Genomic DNA, 16,460 nt, shown 5'->3' on the forward strand with positions numbered 1-16,460 from the left:
AAATAATATTGTCCATATAAGGCACCGCGTATTTCCGATAGTTAGGATTGCCGACTCGTTCGTCAAGGTGCTGCCGTATACCCGTTATACCTGCCTTATGAGCTATTCCTTTTGTATACCCGCTACTTGGCATCCAGCTTAAACCAAACGCTGGCATAATCTCCATCCAGATGAGGCAAATTCAGACCGAGCTGCATAAGCCGGTCGCCGCGGTAGCTCGTACCCAGACAGCTGATGTGATAATCAAGGCTCGTATCCAGTCCGCGAAGCTGCAGCCTTCGCAGAGGTGCGTTAGGATGCGCCATCACGCGGAAATAGAATACGACCGCTTGCTTCTTGTCCCCCGAAACGAACATCCACGCCGTTTCGTTCCCGGAGAAAGGGCTTTTCAGCCGATACAAATCGCCGCTCTGCACAAGCCCGCGAATCTCCTTGTAATCGCTCACCTGCCGCTTCATGATCGCCTTTTCTTCAGCGGTCAACTTCGTCAGATCCAGCTCGTAACCGAAGTTACCCGACATCGCAACATCCGCCCTGGTCGTCAGCGACGTCACGCGGCCCACCTGATGGTTCGGTACGGCCGATACATGCGAGCCCATGGTGCTAACCGGGTAGACGATGCTGGTACCATACTGGATTTTGAGCCGTTCGACTGCGTCCGTATCGTCGCTTGTCCACGTCTGCGGCATATAGTAGAGCATTCCCGGATCAAACCTTCCGCCGCCGCCCGAGCAGCTCTCGAACAGAATGTGCGGAAACGCCTTCGTCAGCTTCTCCAGAAGTTCGTACAGTCCCAAAATGTACCGGTGCGCCACTTCGGATTGACGTTCGGCCGGCAGTGCGGCGGATCCGATCTCCGTCATATTGCGGTTCATATCCCATTTGACATAAGAAACCGGTACGGTTAGGAAAATGCCGCTGAGCGCCTCAAAAATATAGTCTCTTACGTCCTGCCGGGTATAGTCGAGAATGAGCTGGCAGCGCGCTTCCGTTCGGCGCCGTTCCGGCACGTGCAGGCACCAATCCGGATGGCGGCGGTACAGCTCGCTTTCGGGCGATACCATCTCCGGCTCGACCCAAAGTCCGAACTGCAGACCAAGCTGATTTACTCGGGCCGCCAAATCGTCCAGGCCGCCAGGCAGCTTCTTGCGGTCGACCGTCCAATCTCCAAGGGAAGTGGTATCGTTGTCACGTTTGCCGAACCAGCCGTCGTCCAAAACGAAAAGCTCGATCCCCAACTCGGCGGCCTCGGCGGCGATCGCTTCAATCTTATCGGCGTTGAAATCGAAGTAGGTCGCCTCCCAGTTATTCACCAGAATCGGACGTTCTTGATCGCGATGAACCCCGCGGCACAGCCTTGTCCGGTACAGCTTATGGTACGTTCTCGACATGCCTCCCAAGCCTTCGGACGAATAGACGAGCACCGCTTCCGGCGTTTGGAACGACTCTCCCGGCTGAAGCAGCCAGGCAAAGTCAAACGGATTGATGCCGATCGACACCCGCGTCGTTGCAAACTGATCGACTTCGGCTTGCGCGGCAAAACTTCCGCTGTACACGAGACTGAAGCCGTACACATCCCCCTGCTCCTCGCCGGCATCCGGCCGAAGCAAGGCAATGAACGGATTGGCCTGGTGGCTGCTGGAGCCGCGGCGGCTCTCGATTCTTGCCGCAACGCCCGGAGTGAGCGGCCTTCTTTGCATATGCCTCTCTCTTACCCAGGCGCCCGTCAAAACCAGATAGTCGTACTCGGCATCGGCAAAATCGACGCTTGCGCTCATGGCGCTATTCAAGCTTAGCGCTTGCTGCCCTTGGTTGATAAAACGCACGGAACGCGTAATCGCATTGAATGCGTCAAATACCGTGTAGCGGATAACTGCCGCCAGCCCGGAATACGCGTCGGCAAGCTCCAGCTCCAGCGTCATCGCTTCCTGCTCCGATTCCGCATAGACGGCCGGCAGGCCTTCCAGCGCGGGCTTGCCCCTCACGATCCGATGCGATCTGTATAACAGCTCCGTGATCCGGCTTCCGTCCTGCAGCTTCACTTGATAAGCCGGATAACGGAAATCGCTTGTTCCATACTGCGGATATTCCTGCGGCAGGGTGTCAAGCGAGATGCTTCTGTCGTCCGGCACCGGGTTGGGGCTGAACGAGCTGCGCTCCTGAAACATCAAAATATCGTCCAGGTTCCCGCCCTGCTCAAGGCGTTTCCCCCAATACACATGAGCCGGGTATCCACGCACCAACTGGATGATATAGCTCATATCCTTGGACTGCAAATGAAACTGCCGCTTATTTTCGTTGTAATAAATATTCATGGTGCTTCTCCCTCACTCTGATCATGATAAATATGTTTTTTACGATTTCACCGCACCGCGAATGACACCGCTGATGATCCAGCGTTGGGCGACAAGATAAACGGCCACCATCGGCAGCAGTGCCATCAAGTAGGATGCAAACGCATAATTGTAATGGACGCCGAATTTCGACTGAAAAATGTACTGTGCGAGCGGCAGCGTGGCCATCGCCGGCTTGCTCAAAATGATGAGCGGCAGCAGGAAATCGTTCCACGCCCAAATGCACGTGAGGATGTCGACGATGGCGTTGATCGGCCCGAGCAGCGGGAAAATGACTCTCCAGAACGTTCCCAAAATCGAAGCGCCGTCCATCACCGCCGCCTCTTCGAGCTCTGCCGGGATGCTCTTCAAATAACCGACGTACAGGAACATATTAAAAGCAATGCCATAAACGACGTAAAGAATGATGAGGCCCCCTAATCGTCAAGATTTGTTTGAAACTCCACTTACATTTCGATACAATAAAGCTGCATGTTTTTTTCTTTGTCCCCCAGCTTCCGGCTGGGGTCTTTTTTTTCTGTACATTTCTGTTGACTCTGAGCCGTTACGTTCATACAATTCACTGCAAGTTACCGTCCATGTCTCACCGCCTTATCGGAATCTTACTTGCAGACCCTACTAACTGCTGCAACTTCTTGCTTCTTTTCTTGATCTACTTCTTACCTCCGCAGCTCTCCCTCACGACAAGCTCCGTTCCGATGGTCACCTGCATAACCGGCTCCCTGCCGGCAAAGCGCTCCATCAGCAGATGAACCGCCGTCTTGCCGATCTGCTCGGGATATACTTTCACACTGGTCAGCGGCGGATTCACAAATGCGGATACTTCAATGTCGTCAAAGCCGACGATCGCCATCTCATCCGGCACGCTCACCCCCTGCTCGTGAAGCGCGCGGAGGGCGCCGATCGCCATCGGATCGTTGCTGACAAAGCAAGCCGTGGGCCGCTCCGACGCGGCAAGCAGCCGCTTCATCTGCTCGTAGCCGCTTGCCGTCGACCAATCTCCGGTAACGAAGAGCTCGGGACGGTACAAACCTCTTTCCTTCAGCAGCCGCTCAAAATGAACCTGGCGTATATCGTGACTGGGCCGCCCCTTCTTGACCGGTCCCAGCTTATAGAGGTATTCGCACCCGCCGATCATACCGATCCTCTGATGCCCCATTTCGCACAGATGGCTGACCACATCCTCCATGGCCTGCCGGAAGTTCAGTTTCACCGAATCGTAGCCGGGAATGTCCAGCAAATGGTTCACCAACACGACCGCTCCGCGGTTCGGGAAAATCGTTTCGATATCGTCAATATCGACCGAGCCTACGACGATAAGACCGTCCATGCCTTGAAAAGTGAGCGAATCGACTTGGCTGCCGCGGATCACTCTGGCGACGGGTGTCCCTTCCTCGATGCAAGCCCTTTCGATGCTCAGACGCAGCGCCGAGAAGTAAGGATCCTCCTTCTCTTCCTCCGACGAGATCCAAAGCAAGAGCCCGATCTGTTTGCTCGCGATCTCGCTCTCCTTCTTCATCCTTTTGATGCGGCTCGGCTTATATCCGATCGATTCCGCGATATCGAAGATGCGGTCTCTCGTCTCTTCGCTCACAGACAGGGTTGCGTCATTATTCAACACGCGGGAGACGGTCGCCGGCGATACGTTGGCTTGGGTTGCTATATCCTTGATAGTAGCCATCAACGGTCCACCTTTAGTAAATTTATTAACTATATAATCGAATTATATCAACACAAACAAGGAAATGCAAGCCTTTTCATATTAATGATCCCCGCATTCAACCTACTAAAACTGTTCATTTGCGAACAAACCGGAAAATTATTAGTTAATTTATTTAGTAAATTCAATCCGGATCATAGATATGAATAATCCAATAAAAAAAACCGCGGCAGCATAGGACTGGAAAATAAAGTCCCAGACTGTTACGGTTCGATTGAACTAACGTCGGAAAACATCTATAACTTTGTCATATTTTCTCCACCATAAACCGTCACCTTATTTTTCCCCGTCCGTTTCGAGACGTACAGCGCCTCATCGGCGCCTTTGAACAGCTCTTCTTTCCCTTTGCCGGGCATAAAGGCGTTTAGTCCGCAGCTCACGGTAACCCCGCCCCCGCCAAGCTCCGGATAAGTGTCTCTTTCAACCCTTTGGCGGACGGCCTCCATCAGCTCGTAACAGTCCTCCGCCTTCCTGTTTTCGAAAATAACGGCAAATTCTTCACCGCCGTAGCGGGCCACGATATCGTTCGGGCCGGCTTCCTCCCGAATCGCCCTCGCGACATTTTTAAGCACCACATCGCCTGCCCAGTGCCCGTACGTGTCGTTTATTTTTTTAAAATTATCGATGTCCAGAATGGCCAAATGCACGCAGCGATCGCCGCTCCAGCCCTCCATCAGCTTATCCAAATATTCATGAAACGCTTTATGATTGAAGCATTCGGTGAGCGCATCGGTTTTCGCCAATTTATCCATCATCACATTTTTCACCATCAGTTCCTGCTGGGCGAATACGGTGCTGCGAAGATCTTTCACGAGCTCGACCCCGCGGTTCACAATGTGGATGGAAACGAAATATGCGGAAATAACCATACTCTCCGCTGCCGTTATAATTAACAGATGGTTTCTATTGGAGAAATGGGGGTGAACCGCGTAGATGACAAACACGGCGGCAATGGAAATGGCGAAAGTAAACAGCATCCGGCTCCTGGAGAAATAAAACATGCAGATGATAAAAGGCAAAAACAGCATTCCGTGGATCGGAGGCAAAGAGACGTGCGCCCAGACCAGAATCGATGCGAGAAATAAAGACGTTGTGATAATGATATAATCGGCCGCCCGCTTAAACAGCCTTGTTGCCGTTTCGGCCAATATCAGCACGGCAAGCATCAGCGATGTCGGAACGGCTACGCTGTCGATCAGGTATTGGGCCGGCGCTGCGCGGGTGACAAATATCAGCATAAGCTCGACGACAAAAGAGAGCGCCGCAGTCATCCAGCATATATTCATAATTTTGCGGTTCCATCTGTCCACATTCATTCGCATATTAACAAGCTTTTCCAACTATATTCTCCTCCGGCAAGGAACAAGATCGCAACGATCATTTATTCGACACCGTTCAACAAAATTCCTTTATTGCGAAAAAAGCCCAAGAGCGTCGCTCTTGAGCTTTTGCATGGTTTCGCCGGGCGGCACCGTTATGGCTGCGCTTGCTTGCCGGAATGGTCGAACGGCGCGTCGACCGCCGCCATGGCGGACGCCTGCAGTTCCGTCACTGAAGATCGGCTCCGTTCCGCTACTTTCGCGCAAGAAGCAGATCTGCGTCCCGAAGCAGGAATCCTGCCGCTTCGGCGGCAATATGTTTGCCGCTCTGCGCCCGGACTTCGTTTACGAAGCTGCCGATATCGCCATGCTCCAGCTTTTTCAGCAAGCTGTTTGCGATGCCCTTGTTGTCAATTGAGCCGCTCCCCGCAAAACGCGCGACCAGCTCCGCCAGCGAAGAGACGCTCGTTTCCGTTGTGAACGAAATCGTCGCGCTGCCGGTATTCCCGGCCATGTCGGCTGTCTTTACGGTCAGCGAATGCGGACCAAGCGGCAGCGTATACAGCGGGATGACCGCTCCGCGCTGCACCGGTTTGCCGTCCAGCTGCAGAGCTGTTTTGCCATCGTCCGGTCCCGACCAGGGGTCGTTCAGCTCAAGCTGCACCGTCAAATCCTGGGAATCGGGATACCGGCCGCCCTGTTCCGGGGAGATCGCCTTCACTCCGGGAGGCGCCGTGTCCCGGGCGATAGCAAGCGATTTCTCCTCCTCCGCATTGCCCTCCTTGTCCGTCGAATAATACCGCAGCTCGTATTTGCCGTCCCGCGTGATCGCGATAGGCCCGTCATACTGCAGCCAGCCGTCGCCCGGCCCGTATGCCGACTGCGTTACGGTGGGCGAATAGGTGGAACCGGTGACCGTCAGCTTGTAGAAGGTCGAAGCGACGCCGGATTCGTCATCGGCCGCTTGGAGCTTCACGGCGACCGCATCCGTATACCAGCCGTTGTTCACCGAGCCTTCCGCGGAGGCTGCAGTGACCGGCGGCGTCACATCCTTCGTTCGGCTGAAATCGATCCGGAAGGCCGGCACATTCTCGAACGTGCGCTTCGGCCGCAGCAGCTCGGACGTTTTGCCGTTTTGGATCGACAGCGCATGATCCTCCGCCGTGACGATGTAGGTCAGCCCGCCGCGCCGTTCGACGCGATCGATCCGGAACATTTCGCTCATCCCCGTCTGTTCCTTGATATTCGAAGGGTATTTGCCGCTGCCGTCCGGCACGACCTTATACGTGCCGAAGTTCAGGGAAAGCCACTTTCCTTTGAGCGCATCCCCTTCCGGCAAAAGCTCCGGCGTAATCAGCGCATCGACATCCGCTCCCTCCGCCTTGCGCACCGCACCGGTAATCGTGCCGGCGACGGAAGGGGTCTCCAGCGTCAGTTTATCGCCGCCATAGCGGAGGCTGCCGCCCGCGATGAGATACGGCGTTTGCACGCCGCTCCGTCCTACGGCGATGCCGATTCGCCCTTCCAGCTCGTAGTTTCCGTCAGCGGTTGCGACCGGTTTGTCCACCGACGCGCTTCCTGCAGCGCCCGGCTGATTCATATTAACCAGTATGACGTCTTCACGCCCGTCCTTAAACTTGACGGAGAGCGCTACATGCTCCGGATTCGCTTCTTTCAGCGGCAGCCTCTCGATGCCGGATATCGCCGACTCGCCGTGCAGCGGCTCAACGACGCCGACGAACAGGCTGTCCAGCTTCGTCTGATTCGGATCTTCGCGCTTGACTATCAACGAAGGACGCCAAAATTGATAAATATCGTCGTACAGCTTGTCGCGGTAAGAATGCGGGCTTTTCCCGAGATAGACCTGGCTTTTGCCGTCATCCGCCATCCAAATGCGCGTCCCGACCCCGCTGCCGCCGGCGTCCTTGTAGGTGACGTCCCATTTGCCGGGAGACTTTCCGGTGCTCACGTCTCTAAACAACCCATACCAGTTGCGGTTATCGTTTTCGCTGACCGGATCGGTCCACGTGACGTTGTCCGGGAGCAGCGGGTACGGCTTGTCGATCTTTTGCAGCGGAAAACTCGCTTCGGCCGTTTCGTCAAATTGGGTGGATCCATGAAGAACATATTCATGCGTCTTGCCCCCCGTCACTTTAAACAAATCGATCAAATACGGATGGTCGGGATCGATCGTGTTCAAAATGTTCAGCCGCTGGTATCTGTCTACCGTGCCCGGATAAGCCCATTTGCTGTACACCTCGGAAGCCTCAATTCCTTTCAGTCCGGGCTCGTACAATGACAATATGCCTTGATTGAACAGATGACCGGCGTTGCTGGAGCCTTCCTGCTTGGTGCTGCGGTACTGGCTTGTCCCGTTCACCACCACGGTATTGTCCGCAAGCGTACTCCGCGAAAAATTGCGGGTCGGAATCCGCGAATACCGGATGCCTCCGATAAGCTCTTTGCCGAATCCGTACAGCGTCGCCGCCAGCACGTTCGGATGAACGTGGTTTGCGTAATCGTTAAAATGAATGTTGAACTGCGTCTGCCGATCGCCGGTGCCGTCGCCCAGCATCAAATGCCCATATGCCGGAAGCAGCCGGGACACCGTCGCATCCCGCCGGGACGCTCCGCCCTTGGTCGTATCGTCGAACGGAGGCAAATCGCCGTCCGGGAAGGCGACCGTTTTCTGCACCTCCTTCGCTTTGGCGAGAAACGCCAGGTGGGTTTTTACTTTTTTCTCCAGCTCCCTCAGCTTGTCGGTATCCGCCTGATACACCTGAAAATAATAGTCGACCTCCTGCGCGATCGTGTAGTTCGTAGACGCGTAACCCGCGTGGTAGGAAAACGCCTCGGGGAACATGCCGTCCCGTTTGAAGTTGTCGCCTACCGTAATGTCCAGGTACCGGTCCAGCCATTCCATATACTCCGGCTTTTTCAAAACGACGGCCACCTTCGCGATCGCATCCACGCCGCCGGATAAATTCGTCGACGTGTGCACCTTCATCGATTGGTAGTTGATCAGCCACCCCGTCACATTCAGGAACAAATCGTTTGCAATATGGTCCTTGACGTCATACCCTTTCTCCTGCGATAGCACGTTTAAAGCCGCGCTGTTATAGATCCGGTCGAATGCATAGATTTCGCCCGAGTGCATTTCGTGGGCGATGCCGTTATGGTCGCTCGCCCGCTGGATGTCGGTGTCGTAATATTGAGCGATATCGTCGGCGCTGATCAGCGTGCCGCTGTTTTTGCCGGTCATGTAAAAATCGGGTGCCGCATTCGCCCACGCATCGAGCGCCAGCGCCACTCTCCGGGCGTATTTTTCGTCGCCGGTTTTGAGGTAAGCGGTTGCAATGACGGGAAGGTTGCGGGTCATGAAATTCGCCTTCTCATAATCGATTCTCGACTGCACCAGCACCTGCTTCCCGGCATACTCGACGTAGGCCGCATTTACCGTCTTTCCGCTCATAACCTTGATCGGCTTGTAGCGGTACGGATACTGCGCGCTCGGCAGCACAAGCCCTTTGTCCGTAGCGATCCGGTCCGGGTCCGCCGGATTCCACACCCAGCCTTCGCTACCGTCCGGCGGATCGTTGCCGTCGGACCTCGGCGACTGCTTCGGCGCGAGATTGATCCACTGCTCCTCCGTATAGGCGGCCAGCAGTTGGTCCGCCTTGGCGACGGCCGTTTGCATTTCGGATTCGTCCGGAGGGAAGTACGGACGCTGAACGGCCGTTTCCCCCACCGCCGCAGCGGCTTGCGTCCTGTCAATCAGCTCTCCGCCTCCCCCTGCCAACAATAATTGAACCGACAGTGCGGCTGCCGCCGCCCTGGACCACAACTTGCGATGCTTTTTCACTAATCGTCACTCCTTTCGCCTTGTTTGAACCTATATTACCTTTCAGGCGCGGAGGATGAATACGGACGGAATATCCTTAATGTATGAGAAAATTAACCTTCCTGCCGCCGGCTGTCATGGCCCCGCATTATTTTGGGCATAGACGTTCCGGAATTCCGAAGGAGAAACACCGCTTTTCCTTTTGAACGAAGCCGAAAAGTAAGACACATCGTTGAACCCGGTCCTGTGGGCGACTTCGTTGACGGTCATGTCGGTGGAGGCCAGCAGATGCTCCGCTTTCTCCAACCGGCGTTCGTGGATGTACCGCTTGGGCGGCATGCCGAGGTGTCTTTTGAAAACGCGGATCAGGTAGTTCGGATGGAAATGGGCGATCCGCGCCAGCTCCTCGACCGAAATCTCTTTATACAGATTGGCGTCGATGAAATTGACCGTATCGAGCAGCTTGCGGATGGAGACGGACGGCAGGTCGCTCCGTTTTTCCATAATCGCCCGTTCGATGAAAAAAGCGACGATGGCCAGCAGCGCGGATTGGATTTTGAGCGAAGAAGCAGGCCCGTCGTTGCCGCGATGTTCGATTAACTGGCGAAAACAATGCAGCAGCTCCGCCGCATCTTCGACCGCAACGATATGCGAAATGCCGAACCACCGAAGCAGCTGCATAAACGCGATGTTGGAATTGAAATGGCACCAATACATCGTGTAAGGCGTGCCTTCCGTCGCGGAAAAGGACTGCATCGTTCCGGCCGGAATAAACATCAGCTCGCCCGGCTTCGGCCTAAAATGATCATTCCCGATTTTGATCCAGCCCTCTCCGTCACATATGTAATAAAACTTATTGTAAGTAGGGGAAAAGTTAAATCTTTTCCAATTGGAGTTGCAAACCGAAAGCTTGGAGGCGACCAAGGTCACCCGCAAACTGGACAGGTGGTGATTCAGCAGCTGCTTCTTGCTCATCTCCACTCCGCATCCTCCTTTGCAAACGTTGTCATGTATAAATTTACCTGCCTTAATCACGGTTTGTCAAAGCCGAAAAAACTTTAAAATATTCCTTGACAGGAATATTCCTTATCAGGTATATTATAGACATGAAGAACAAACCGCTTCCAAGACGAAACAATCGAACGGTTGAACGGCAACTCCAGGAACTTTAAAAGAAGGGAAGTGAGTGTCAGCGGAAATTGTTTTCTTTTCGAAAGATGATTTACCTGTGGCATAAATGAAAAAATTTATGTAAAAAATCTACCATTTCAAGGAGGAGAATTTTATATTATGAAGAAGATACTAGTAGGTTATTGGGTGTTTACAGGTTTGTTGATTGTGCTTATGGGCATGGGTACGATTCCCGACATTATGTACGATCCCAGCGCGGTTGAATTATTCAAGAAACTCGGTTACCCCGATTACCTGCTTCCGTTTCTCGGCTACGCCAAACTGCTGGGAATCATCGCGATCCTGATCCCGGGTTTTCCGCGGATCAAGGAATGGGTTTATGCCGGCTTCACTTTCGATCTGCTCGGCGCTATGTATTCGGTCATAGCGACAGGCGATATTGCCAGCTCCGCGTTTTTCATTATCGGTTTCGCTTTGATCGCCGGCTCCTATATTTTCCACCACAAGCGGCTAAGAGCGGCAGCAGCCGGCCGTCGCACCGGCGAAGCAACTTCGGCTAACTTGCAGTTCCAACAATAAATAATCTATCATTCAGGAGGAAATTAACGATGTCCGAAAATCAAGCAATCCATGAGCTTGTCATTACCCGTACCTTCAATGCGCCGCGCGATCTTGTGTTCAAGATGTGGACCGAAGCGGAGCACCTGGAGCACTGGTGGGGCCCGAAGGGTCTCAAACTGACTGTCGTCAAGCTGGATGTCCGACCGGACGGCATTTTCCACTACAAGATGAGCAACGCCGAAGGCCTCGAAATGTGGGGCAAGTTTGTATACCGGGAGGTTGATGCGCCGGAGAAGCTTGAGTACGTCAGTTCCTTCTCCGATCCGGAAGGCAATACGGTTAGCTCCCTGATTGCGCCAGGCTTCCCTTTGGAGGTTAGAAATGTAGTTACCTTCGACGAACACGATGGCAAAACGATCCTGACGCTGCGCGGAGGACCTATCAACGCAACGGAGGAAGAGCTCAAGTTCTACGAATCGATGCACGGCTCCATGCAGCAAGGTTTCGCCGGAACGTTCAGCCAACTCGACGAATACTTGGCTTCACTATAAGCTTTACATCCCCCATCCGGTTAACGGAGGGGGATGTTTTTTTGGGGATACGGGCGCCCTTGCCCCCTCCTGTTCAACCGGCGCGCCGAGCAAGTATAATGTTGCTATCAACCTGTCCGAATGGAGAATTCTCATGGCACGTTACAACCTCGAACAACATATTTTGTGCGAAACGTTCCCCTGCTTCCGGTCGCTTTCTCCCGACGAATGGTCCGCCGCCCAGCCCAGGCTGCGGACGTTTCCGGCGAAATCGGCGTTGTTCCGCGGCGAAGATGCCGTAGAGTACGCCTTGTTTCTAATTTCGGGAACGGTGCGGATTTCCTACGTGACGGAGGATGGCTCCGAAGCGGTATCCGGCCGGCTGTCCGCCGGCGACATCTGTGCCTTGATGGTGCTCAGCGGCCTCAGCGAGCGCGAATATCCCGGAACGATGACCGCGGAGACCGAGGTCACGGCGCTATTTGTCGCCAAAGGGGCGTTCCTGCGCTGGATTCAGACGTATGCGCCGATCCGAAATGCGGTATTCGGCAATATTTTGGACGGATTTATTGACATAGGCAGGCTGCTTGCCGGCAAGATGTCGCTGCCGCTCGACTCGCGGCTTGCCGGAGTTCTGCTCCGGCTGACGACGGAGCGCGAGCCGGCGGCCCGGATTACGCACAGGCAGCTGGCGGCCGAGCTGGGATCGGCCCGCGAAGTCGTCAGCCGCGCGCTGGGGAAAATGCAAAAGGCCGGATGGATCGAGACCGGGAGAGGTTCGGTCATCATCCGTCAGCGAAAGGCGCTCGAGGCGCTCGCCGATGATGTTGGTGACCGGGTCACAGATACATAAATCAGCCCTTGATAAAATGAGATCAGCCGGGTTTCATCGGCTGATCTCATACCATGTTCAGGAGGCTTATCGCAATGAGAATCTCGTTAACCACCGGGGAAGCCGCCCCCGATTTCACATTCGTGGATGCCGGCGGCAAATCCGTCCGCTTAAGCGACTTGCGGGGCCGCAAGGTGCTGCTTGCTTTTTTCCGCAATGCCGCCTGCGCGCTCTGCAATTTGCGGGTGCGGCATTTTATCCGCCGTTATGACTTGTGGCAAAGGGATGGGCTGGAGGTCATCGCCGTGTTCGAATCGCCTGATGCGAGCATGTCCCGGCATGTCGGCACGCAGGAAGCGCCGTTCCCTTTGATCGCCGATCCGGAAGGCAAGCTGTACGGCCGGTACGGCGTCGAGGTGTCCGAAGAGAAGGTGCAGGCGACGATGGCCGATGCGGCCACACAGTCGTTCGTTAAGGAGGCGGCGGCCGAAGGTTTCGCTTTGACTCATGAGGAAGGCTCGAACTTCTACCGGATCCCGGCCGAATTTCTGATCGACGAGCGCGGCATCATCCAGGTTGCGCATTACGGCCGGCTCGTGACGGATCATTTGCCGCTGGAGGAGATCGATCGGTTCGCCGCCGGGAGCAGCGGCGAAGCGCACTAGGTCTGTTTGGCCATTTTCCGCGGGCGCGCAGCATTCTCTCAACCCGAGAGCGCTTTATCGCGCTCTCGGACCACGGCCGAGCGACTCTTCGCGGCCGAGCGAGTCTTCGCGGCCGAGAGACGCTTTTTCACGCTCTCGGCCTTCCTTCACGCTCTTCGCTCAGCCCAAGCCCGCCCGAGAGCGCTTTTTCACGCTCTCGGGCGATGGCCGAGCGAGTCTTCGCGGCCGAGCGACGCTTTTTCCCGCTCTCGGCATTCCTTCCCGCTCTTCGCTCAGCCCAAGTCCGTCCGAGAGCGCTTTTTCCCGCTCTCGGACCACGGCCGAGCGACTCTTCGCGGCCGAGAGACGCTTTTTCCGCCTCTCGGCATTCCTTCACGCTCCTCGCTCAGCCCGAACCCGCCCGAGAGCGCTTTTTTACGCTCTCGGGCGATGGCCGAGCGAGTTTTCGCGGCCGAGAGACGCTTTTTCCGCCTCTCGGCATTCCTTCACGCTCCTCGCTCAGCCTAAGCCCGCCCGAGAGCGCTTTTTCTCGCTCTCGGGCGATGGCCGAGCGAGTTTTCGCGGCCGAGAGACGCTTTTTCCGCCTCTCGGCCTTCCTTCACGCTCTTCGCTCAGCCCAAGTCCGCCCGAGAGCGCTTTTTCCCGCTCTCGGGCGATGGCCGAGCGAGTTTTCGCGGCCGAGAGACGCTTTTTCCGCCTCTCGGCCTTCCTTCACGCTCCTCGCTTCGCCAAAACTCGCCCGAGAGCGCTTTTTTACGCTCTCGGGCGATGGCCGAGCGACTCTTCGCGGCCGAGAGACGCTTTTTCCGCCTCTCGGCCTTCCTTCACGCTCTTCGCTCAGCCCAAGTCCGCCCGAGAACGCTTTTTCCCGCTCTCGGACCACGGCCGAGCGACTCTTCGCGGCGGAGAGACGCTTTTTCCGGCTCTCGGCCTTCCTTCACGCTCTTCGCTCAGCCCGAACCCGCCCGAGAGCGCTTTTTCCCGCTCTCGGACCACGGCCGAGCGACTCTTCGCGGCGGAGAGACGCTTTTTCCGCCTCTCGGCCTTCCTTCACGCTCTTCGCTTCGCCCAAACCTGCCCGAGAGACGCTTTTTCCGCCTCTCGGCCTTCCTTCCCTACTTAAGCCGTAAACCGCCGTCAACCTCAAGCACCGTACCGGTCACAAACGTGTTGTCGATCAAATAACATATCGCTTTGGCGATATCCTCCGGCTGTCCGACTCTTCCGACGGGCGCCTGGTCTTCGTAAAACTTCAGCGCGGCGGCCCGCTGTTCTTCCGGCAGCCAGTTCCACCACGGCGTGTCCACAACTCCCGGGGACACCGCGTTTACCCGCAGAGGCGCCAGCTCAACCGCCAAAATGGGCACCATAGCTTCTATCGCGGCATTGATGGCGGCGAGTCCGGAAATACCCGGAGAAACGTTGCGGGCCGAAATCGCGGTAAGAAACGTGATGGAGCCGTTGCTGTTGATCGTATCCAGGCTGAGCTGCGCGGACATGATCTGCGGCCAAAATTTCGCTTCGAAACCTCCGCGCAATTCATTCAGCGGAAGCTCGCGGAAGTTCCCCGCTCCTTTGGCTCCGGAGACGGTGATCACGAGATGGTCGAAGCCGCTTTGACGGGAATAAAAAGCTTTCAGATCGTCGGCGGAGGAAGCATCGACCTGCTCCCCGCGCGCCTTGGGGCCGAGCAGCTGAAGTGCGGCATCGATCTTGGCTCCGTCGCGGCCGGCTACAACGACCTCCGCTCCCTCTTCGACCAGCAAACGGGCCGCTGCAAGCCCGATTCCCGACGTTCCTCCCATAACGATCGCGCGTTGTCCCACCATACCATTTGCCATAAGTTATCCGCCTCGCTTCTCTTGATATAATTGCTTGAATGAATTATAATACGTTACGTAACGTATTGTCAAACGCATTTTTTAACGAGGGGGTTCTCGCCAATGGACGAAAAACAAAAAAAATCGGCGCCGGCTGGAAGACCGAGGAGCCGGAAAGCATGGGAAGCCGTTATGACGGCGACGCTGAACCTGCTGAAAACAACCGGATATAAAAATTTGACGATGGAACGAATCGCCAAAGAAGCCGGCGTCGGAAAACCGACTTTATACCGGTGGTGGCCCGGCGTCCCTTTTATCGTCATGGAGGCGCTCAAACTTCAGGCGGAAACCGAAATCGCTCTTCCGGATACGGGCCGGCTCAAAAGCGACGTGCTTCAATATATGAGGCAAACGTTCCGTACTCTTGCGGACGGTTCGGACGAAATCGTGTGCAGCCTCATGGCGGAGGCGCAGTTTAATCCCGAATTCGCCGCCGCATTTCGCGAAACGTTCATTTCGTCGAGGCGAGCGGCGCTCATCCGCCTACTGCAGCGCGGCGCAGAGCGCGGGGAACTGCCGGAAAATGCCGATTTGGAGCTTGTCGCCGACTTATGTTACGGGCCGATGTGGTATCGCCTGCTGAATCGGCATGCTGCGTTAGAGGAGCCTTTTGCCGACTCCCTCGTATCGTATTTGTTCGATTAGCCCGGCGTCCGGGCTTCCGCTCAGCTTGCATTATTACCCGGCATCGTCCCGACGAAAAGCCGAAGCGCCGCCCTCCACGATACGAAACGGCGGCGTCAGGCTTTGTCTGAATGTCACGAAAGCGCTTTACAACTGCGGTCCGGTGCCATACAATTTGGAATAGACTAGAGGAATCCGGCTGCACAAGGCGCGCACAATCGGTTTGCAGGGGGACACGGACGTGAGAATTTTCCCGCAAAGCTTGAAAACCTTCAAGCATAAGAGCATTTTTGTCAAAATGCTGTTTTTCTTCAATGCGTTCATTCTCGCGGCGATCCTTGTGTTCGGGTACGTATCGTATTCCAAGTCGTCCTCGCTGCTGATCGAGGAAGTCGTCAGCTCCAACAACAAATATATCGAGCAGGCGCGAAACAACATCGACCAGGCGCTTCATTCGTGGGATGTGCTGTCTTTCCAGATCTCGCTGCAAAATCAAATCCGCCGCGCGCTGTATTTATCGGACCAAACGTGGGATCTCGACCAGATGCTGTTTCTGGATATTATCCAGTATCTGAAAAGCGTCAAGCTGTCGAATCCGCTGATCTCGGACATTTGGCTGCAGCCTTACCGCTATCCGGTCGTCCTGAACCACGAATCGAAATACAACGCGGACTACTTCTACAGCCGGCTGTACACCACAACTCCGCAGCTCGACTGGCAAAAGACGCCGACGAGCCATTTCGGCATCTCTTACATCGGCCGGTTCGACGCCGTCACGGACGGGGTCCCTTCGTCCGTCATCACCTTTGCCCGCACGGTCCCGCTGAACGAGCTGACTCCGACCGGCATCCTCTACATGAACGTCAAAACCGACGATTTGTCCCGCATGCTGCAAAGCATCAGCGACCCATACCCCGCATTCATTTACGCCGTCGACGCATCCGGCCGGCTCGTCATTCACAGCGCGGTCCGTTCCGATCTGATGAGCTGATATACTCCGTCA

Annotated in this window: 12 protein-coding genes and 1 pseudogene; 6 read left to right on the top strand and 7 right to left on the bottom strand. The window is 55.5% G+C overall.

Annotated features, from left to right (window positions below; genetic code table 11):
- Window positions 1-122: 122 nt before the first annotated feature.
- The 6 genes and pseudogenes from MYS68_RS22295 to MYS68_RS22320 all read right to left on the bottom strand — a co-directional run bounded on the left by MYS68_RS22295 (window position 123) and on the right by MYS68_RS22320 (window position 10,209).
- Window positions 123-2,315: an alpha-galactosidase gene (locus MYS68_RS22295; RefSeq protein WP_248927966.1), complete on the bottom strand. Its 2,193-nt coding sequence runs from the start codon at window positions 2,313-2,315 to the stop codon at window positions 123-125.
- A 39-nt stretch (window positions 2,316-2,354) separates the two neighbouring features.
- Window positions 2,355-2,768, bottom strand: a pseudogene (locus MYS68_RS22300) (carbohydrate ABC transporter permease); the annotation flags it as partial.
- Between the two features lie 238 nt (window positions 2,769-3,006).
- Window positions 3,007-4,035 carry a LacI family DNA-binding transcriptional regulator gene (locus MYS68_RS22305; RefSeq protein ID WP_248927967.1) on the bottom strand — a complete coding sequence of 343 codons (1,029 nt, stop codon included), beginning with the start codon at window positions 4,033-4,035 and terminating at the stop codon, window positions 3,007-3,009.
- A gap of 275 nt (window positions 4,036-4,310) precedes the next feature.
- Window positions 4,311-5,414: a GGDEF domain-containing protein gene (locus MYS68_RS22310; RefSeq protein WP_248927968.1), complete on the bottom strand. Its 1,104-nt coding sequence runs from the start codon at window positions 5,412-5,414 to the stop codon at window positions 4,311-4,313.
- Between the two features lie 232 nt (window positions 5,415-5,646).
- Complete coding sequence (locus MYS68_RS38895) at window positions 5,647-9,255, bottom strand: OmpL47-type beta-barrel domain-containing protein (protein ID WP_248927969.1); 3,609 nt, start codon at window positions 9,253-9,255, stop codon at window positions 5,647-5,649.
- A gap of 114 nt (window positions 9,256-9,369) precedes the next feature.
- Window positions 9,370-10,209, bottom strand: a complete 840-nt coding sequence (locus MYS68_RS22320; RefSeq protein ID WP_248930984.1) for an AraC family transcriptional regulator — start codon at window positions 10,207-10,209, stop codon at window positions 9,370-9,372.
- A gap of 315 nt (window positions 10,210-10,524) precedes the next feature.
- On the opposite strand from MYS68_RS22320, the gene MYS68_RS22325 reads away from it, so the two are divergent.
- The 4 genes from MYS68_RS22325 to MYS68_RS22340 all read left to right on the top strand — a co-directional run bounded on the left by MYS68_RS22325 (window position 10,525) and on the right by MYS68_RS22340 (window position 12,953).
- A complete protein-coding gene (locus MYS68_RS22325; RefSeq protein WP_248927970.1) occupies window positions 10,525-10,944 on the top strand; it encodes a DoxX family protein in 420 nt (139 codons plus the stop codon).
- Window positions 10,945-10,973: 29 nt separating this feature from the next.
- The gene (locus MYS68_RS22330; protein ID WP_248927971.1) at window positions 10,974-11,477 is read left to right on the top strand and encodes an SRPBCC family protein; all 504 of its coding nucleotides are present in this window, start codon (window positions 10,974-10,976) and stop codon (window positions 11,475-11,477) included.
- A 133-nt stretch (window positions 11,478-11,610) separates the two neighbouring features.
- A complete protein-coding gene (locus MYS68_RS22335; protein ID WP_248927972.1) occupies window positions 11,611-12,309 on the top strand; it encodes a Crp/Fnr family transcriptional regulator in 699 nt (232 codons plus the stop codon).
- A gap of 74 nt (window positions 12,310-12,383) precedes the next feature.
- The gene (locus MYS68_RS22340) at window positions 12,384-12,953 is read left to right on the top strand and encodes a peroxiredoxin family protein (RefSeq protein WP_248927973.1); all 570 of its coding nucleotides are present in this window, start codon (window positions 12,384-12,386) and stop codon (window positions 12,951-12,953) included.
- Between the two features lie 1,115 nt (window positions 12,954-14,068).
- On the opposite strand, the gene MYS68_RS22345 is transcribed toward MYS68_RS22340, so the two are convergent.
- On the bottom strand, window positions 14,069-14,794 hold the full coding sequence (locus MYS68_RS22345) for an SDR family oxidoreductase (protein WP_248927974.1): 726 nt from the start codon (window positions 14,792-14,794) through the stop codon (window positions 14,069-14,071).
- A gap of 102 nt (window positions 14,795-14,896) precedes the next feature.
- On the opposite strand from MYS68_RS22345, the gene MYS68_RS22350 reads away from it, so the two are divergent.
- Both MYS68_RS22350 and MYS68_RS22355 read left to right on the top strand, forming a co-directional pair.
- Window positions 14,897-15,478, top strand: coding sequence for a TetR/AcrR family transcriptional regulator (locus tag MYS68_RS22350; protein ID WP_248927975.1), 582 nt, complete (start codon window positions 14,897-14,899; stop codon window positions 15,476-15,478).
- 220 nt (window positions 15,479-15,698) lie between these two features.
- A complete protein-coding gene (locus tag MYS68_RS22355) occupies window positions 15,699-16,448 on the top strand; it encodes a cache domain-containing protein (protein WP_248927976.1) in 750 nt (249 codons plus the stop codon).
- Window positions 16,449-16,460 lie beyond the last annotated feature (12 nt).

The organism is Paenibacillus hamazuiensis (genome assembly GCF_023276405.1).
Lineage (GTDB): Bacteria > Bacillota > Bacilli > Paenibacillales > NBRC-103111 > Paenibacillus_AF > Paenibacillus_AF hamazuiensis.

Bases quoted from the DNA above. Each gene is read 5' to 3' on its own strand.
- MYS68_RS22335 (WP_248927972.1), top strand. From the start codon at position 11,611: ATGGCACGTTACAACCTCGAACAACATATTTTGTGCGAAACGTTCCCC.
- MYS68_RS22305 (WP_248927967.1), bottom strand. From the start codon at position 4,035: ATGGCTACTATCAAGGATATAGCAACCCAAGCCAACGTATCGCCGGCG.
- MYS68_RS22330 (WP_248927971.1), top strand. From the start codon at position 10,974: ATGTCCGAAAATCAAGCAATCCATGAGCTTGTCATTACCCGTACCTTC.
- MYS68_RS22325 (WP_248927970.1), top strand. From the start codon at position 10,525: ATGAAGAAGATACTAGTAGGTTATTGGGTGTTTACAGGTTTGTTGATT.
- MYS68_RS22320 (WP_248930984.1), bottom strand. From the start codon at position 10,209: ATGAGCAAGAAGCAGCTGCTGAATCACCACCTGTCCAGTTTGCGGGTG.
- MYS68_RS22345 (WP_248927974.1), bottom strand. From the start codon at position 14,794: ATGGCAAATGGTATGGTGGGACAACGCGCGATCGTTATGGGAGGAACG.
- MYS68_RS22350 (WP_248927975.1), top strand. From the start codon at position 14,897: ATGGACGAAAAACAAAAAAAATCGGCGCCGGCTGGAAGACCGAGGAGC.
- MYS68_RS22340 (WP_248927973.1), top strand. From the start codon at position 12,384: ATGAGAATCTCGTTAACCACCGGGGAAGCCGCCCCCGATTTCACATTC.
- MYS68_RS22295 (WP_248927966.1), bottom strand. From the start codon at position 2,315: ATGAATATTTATTACAACGAAAATAAGCGGCAGTTTCATTTGCAGTCC.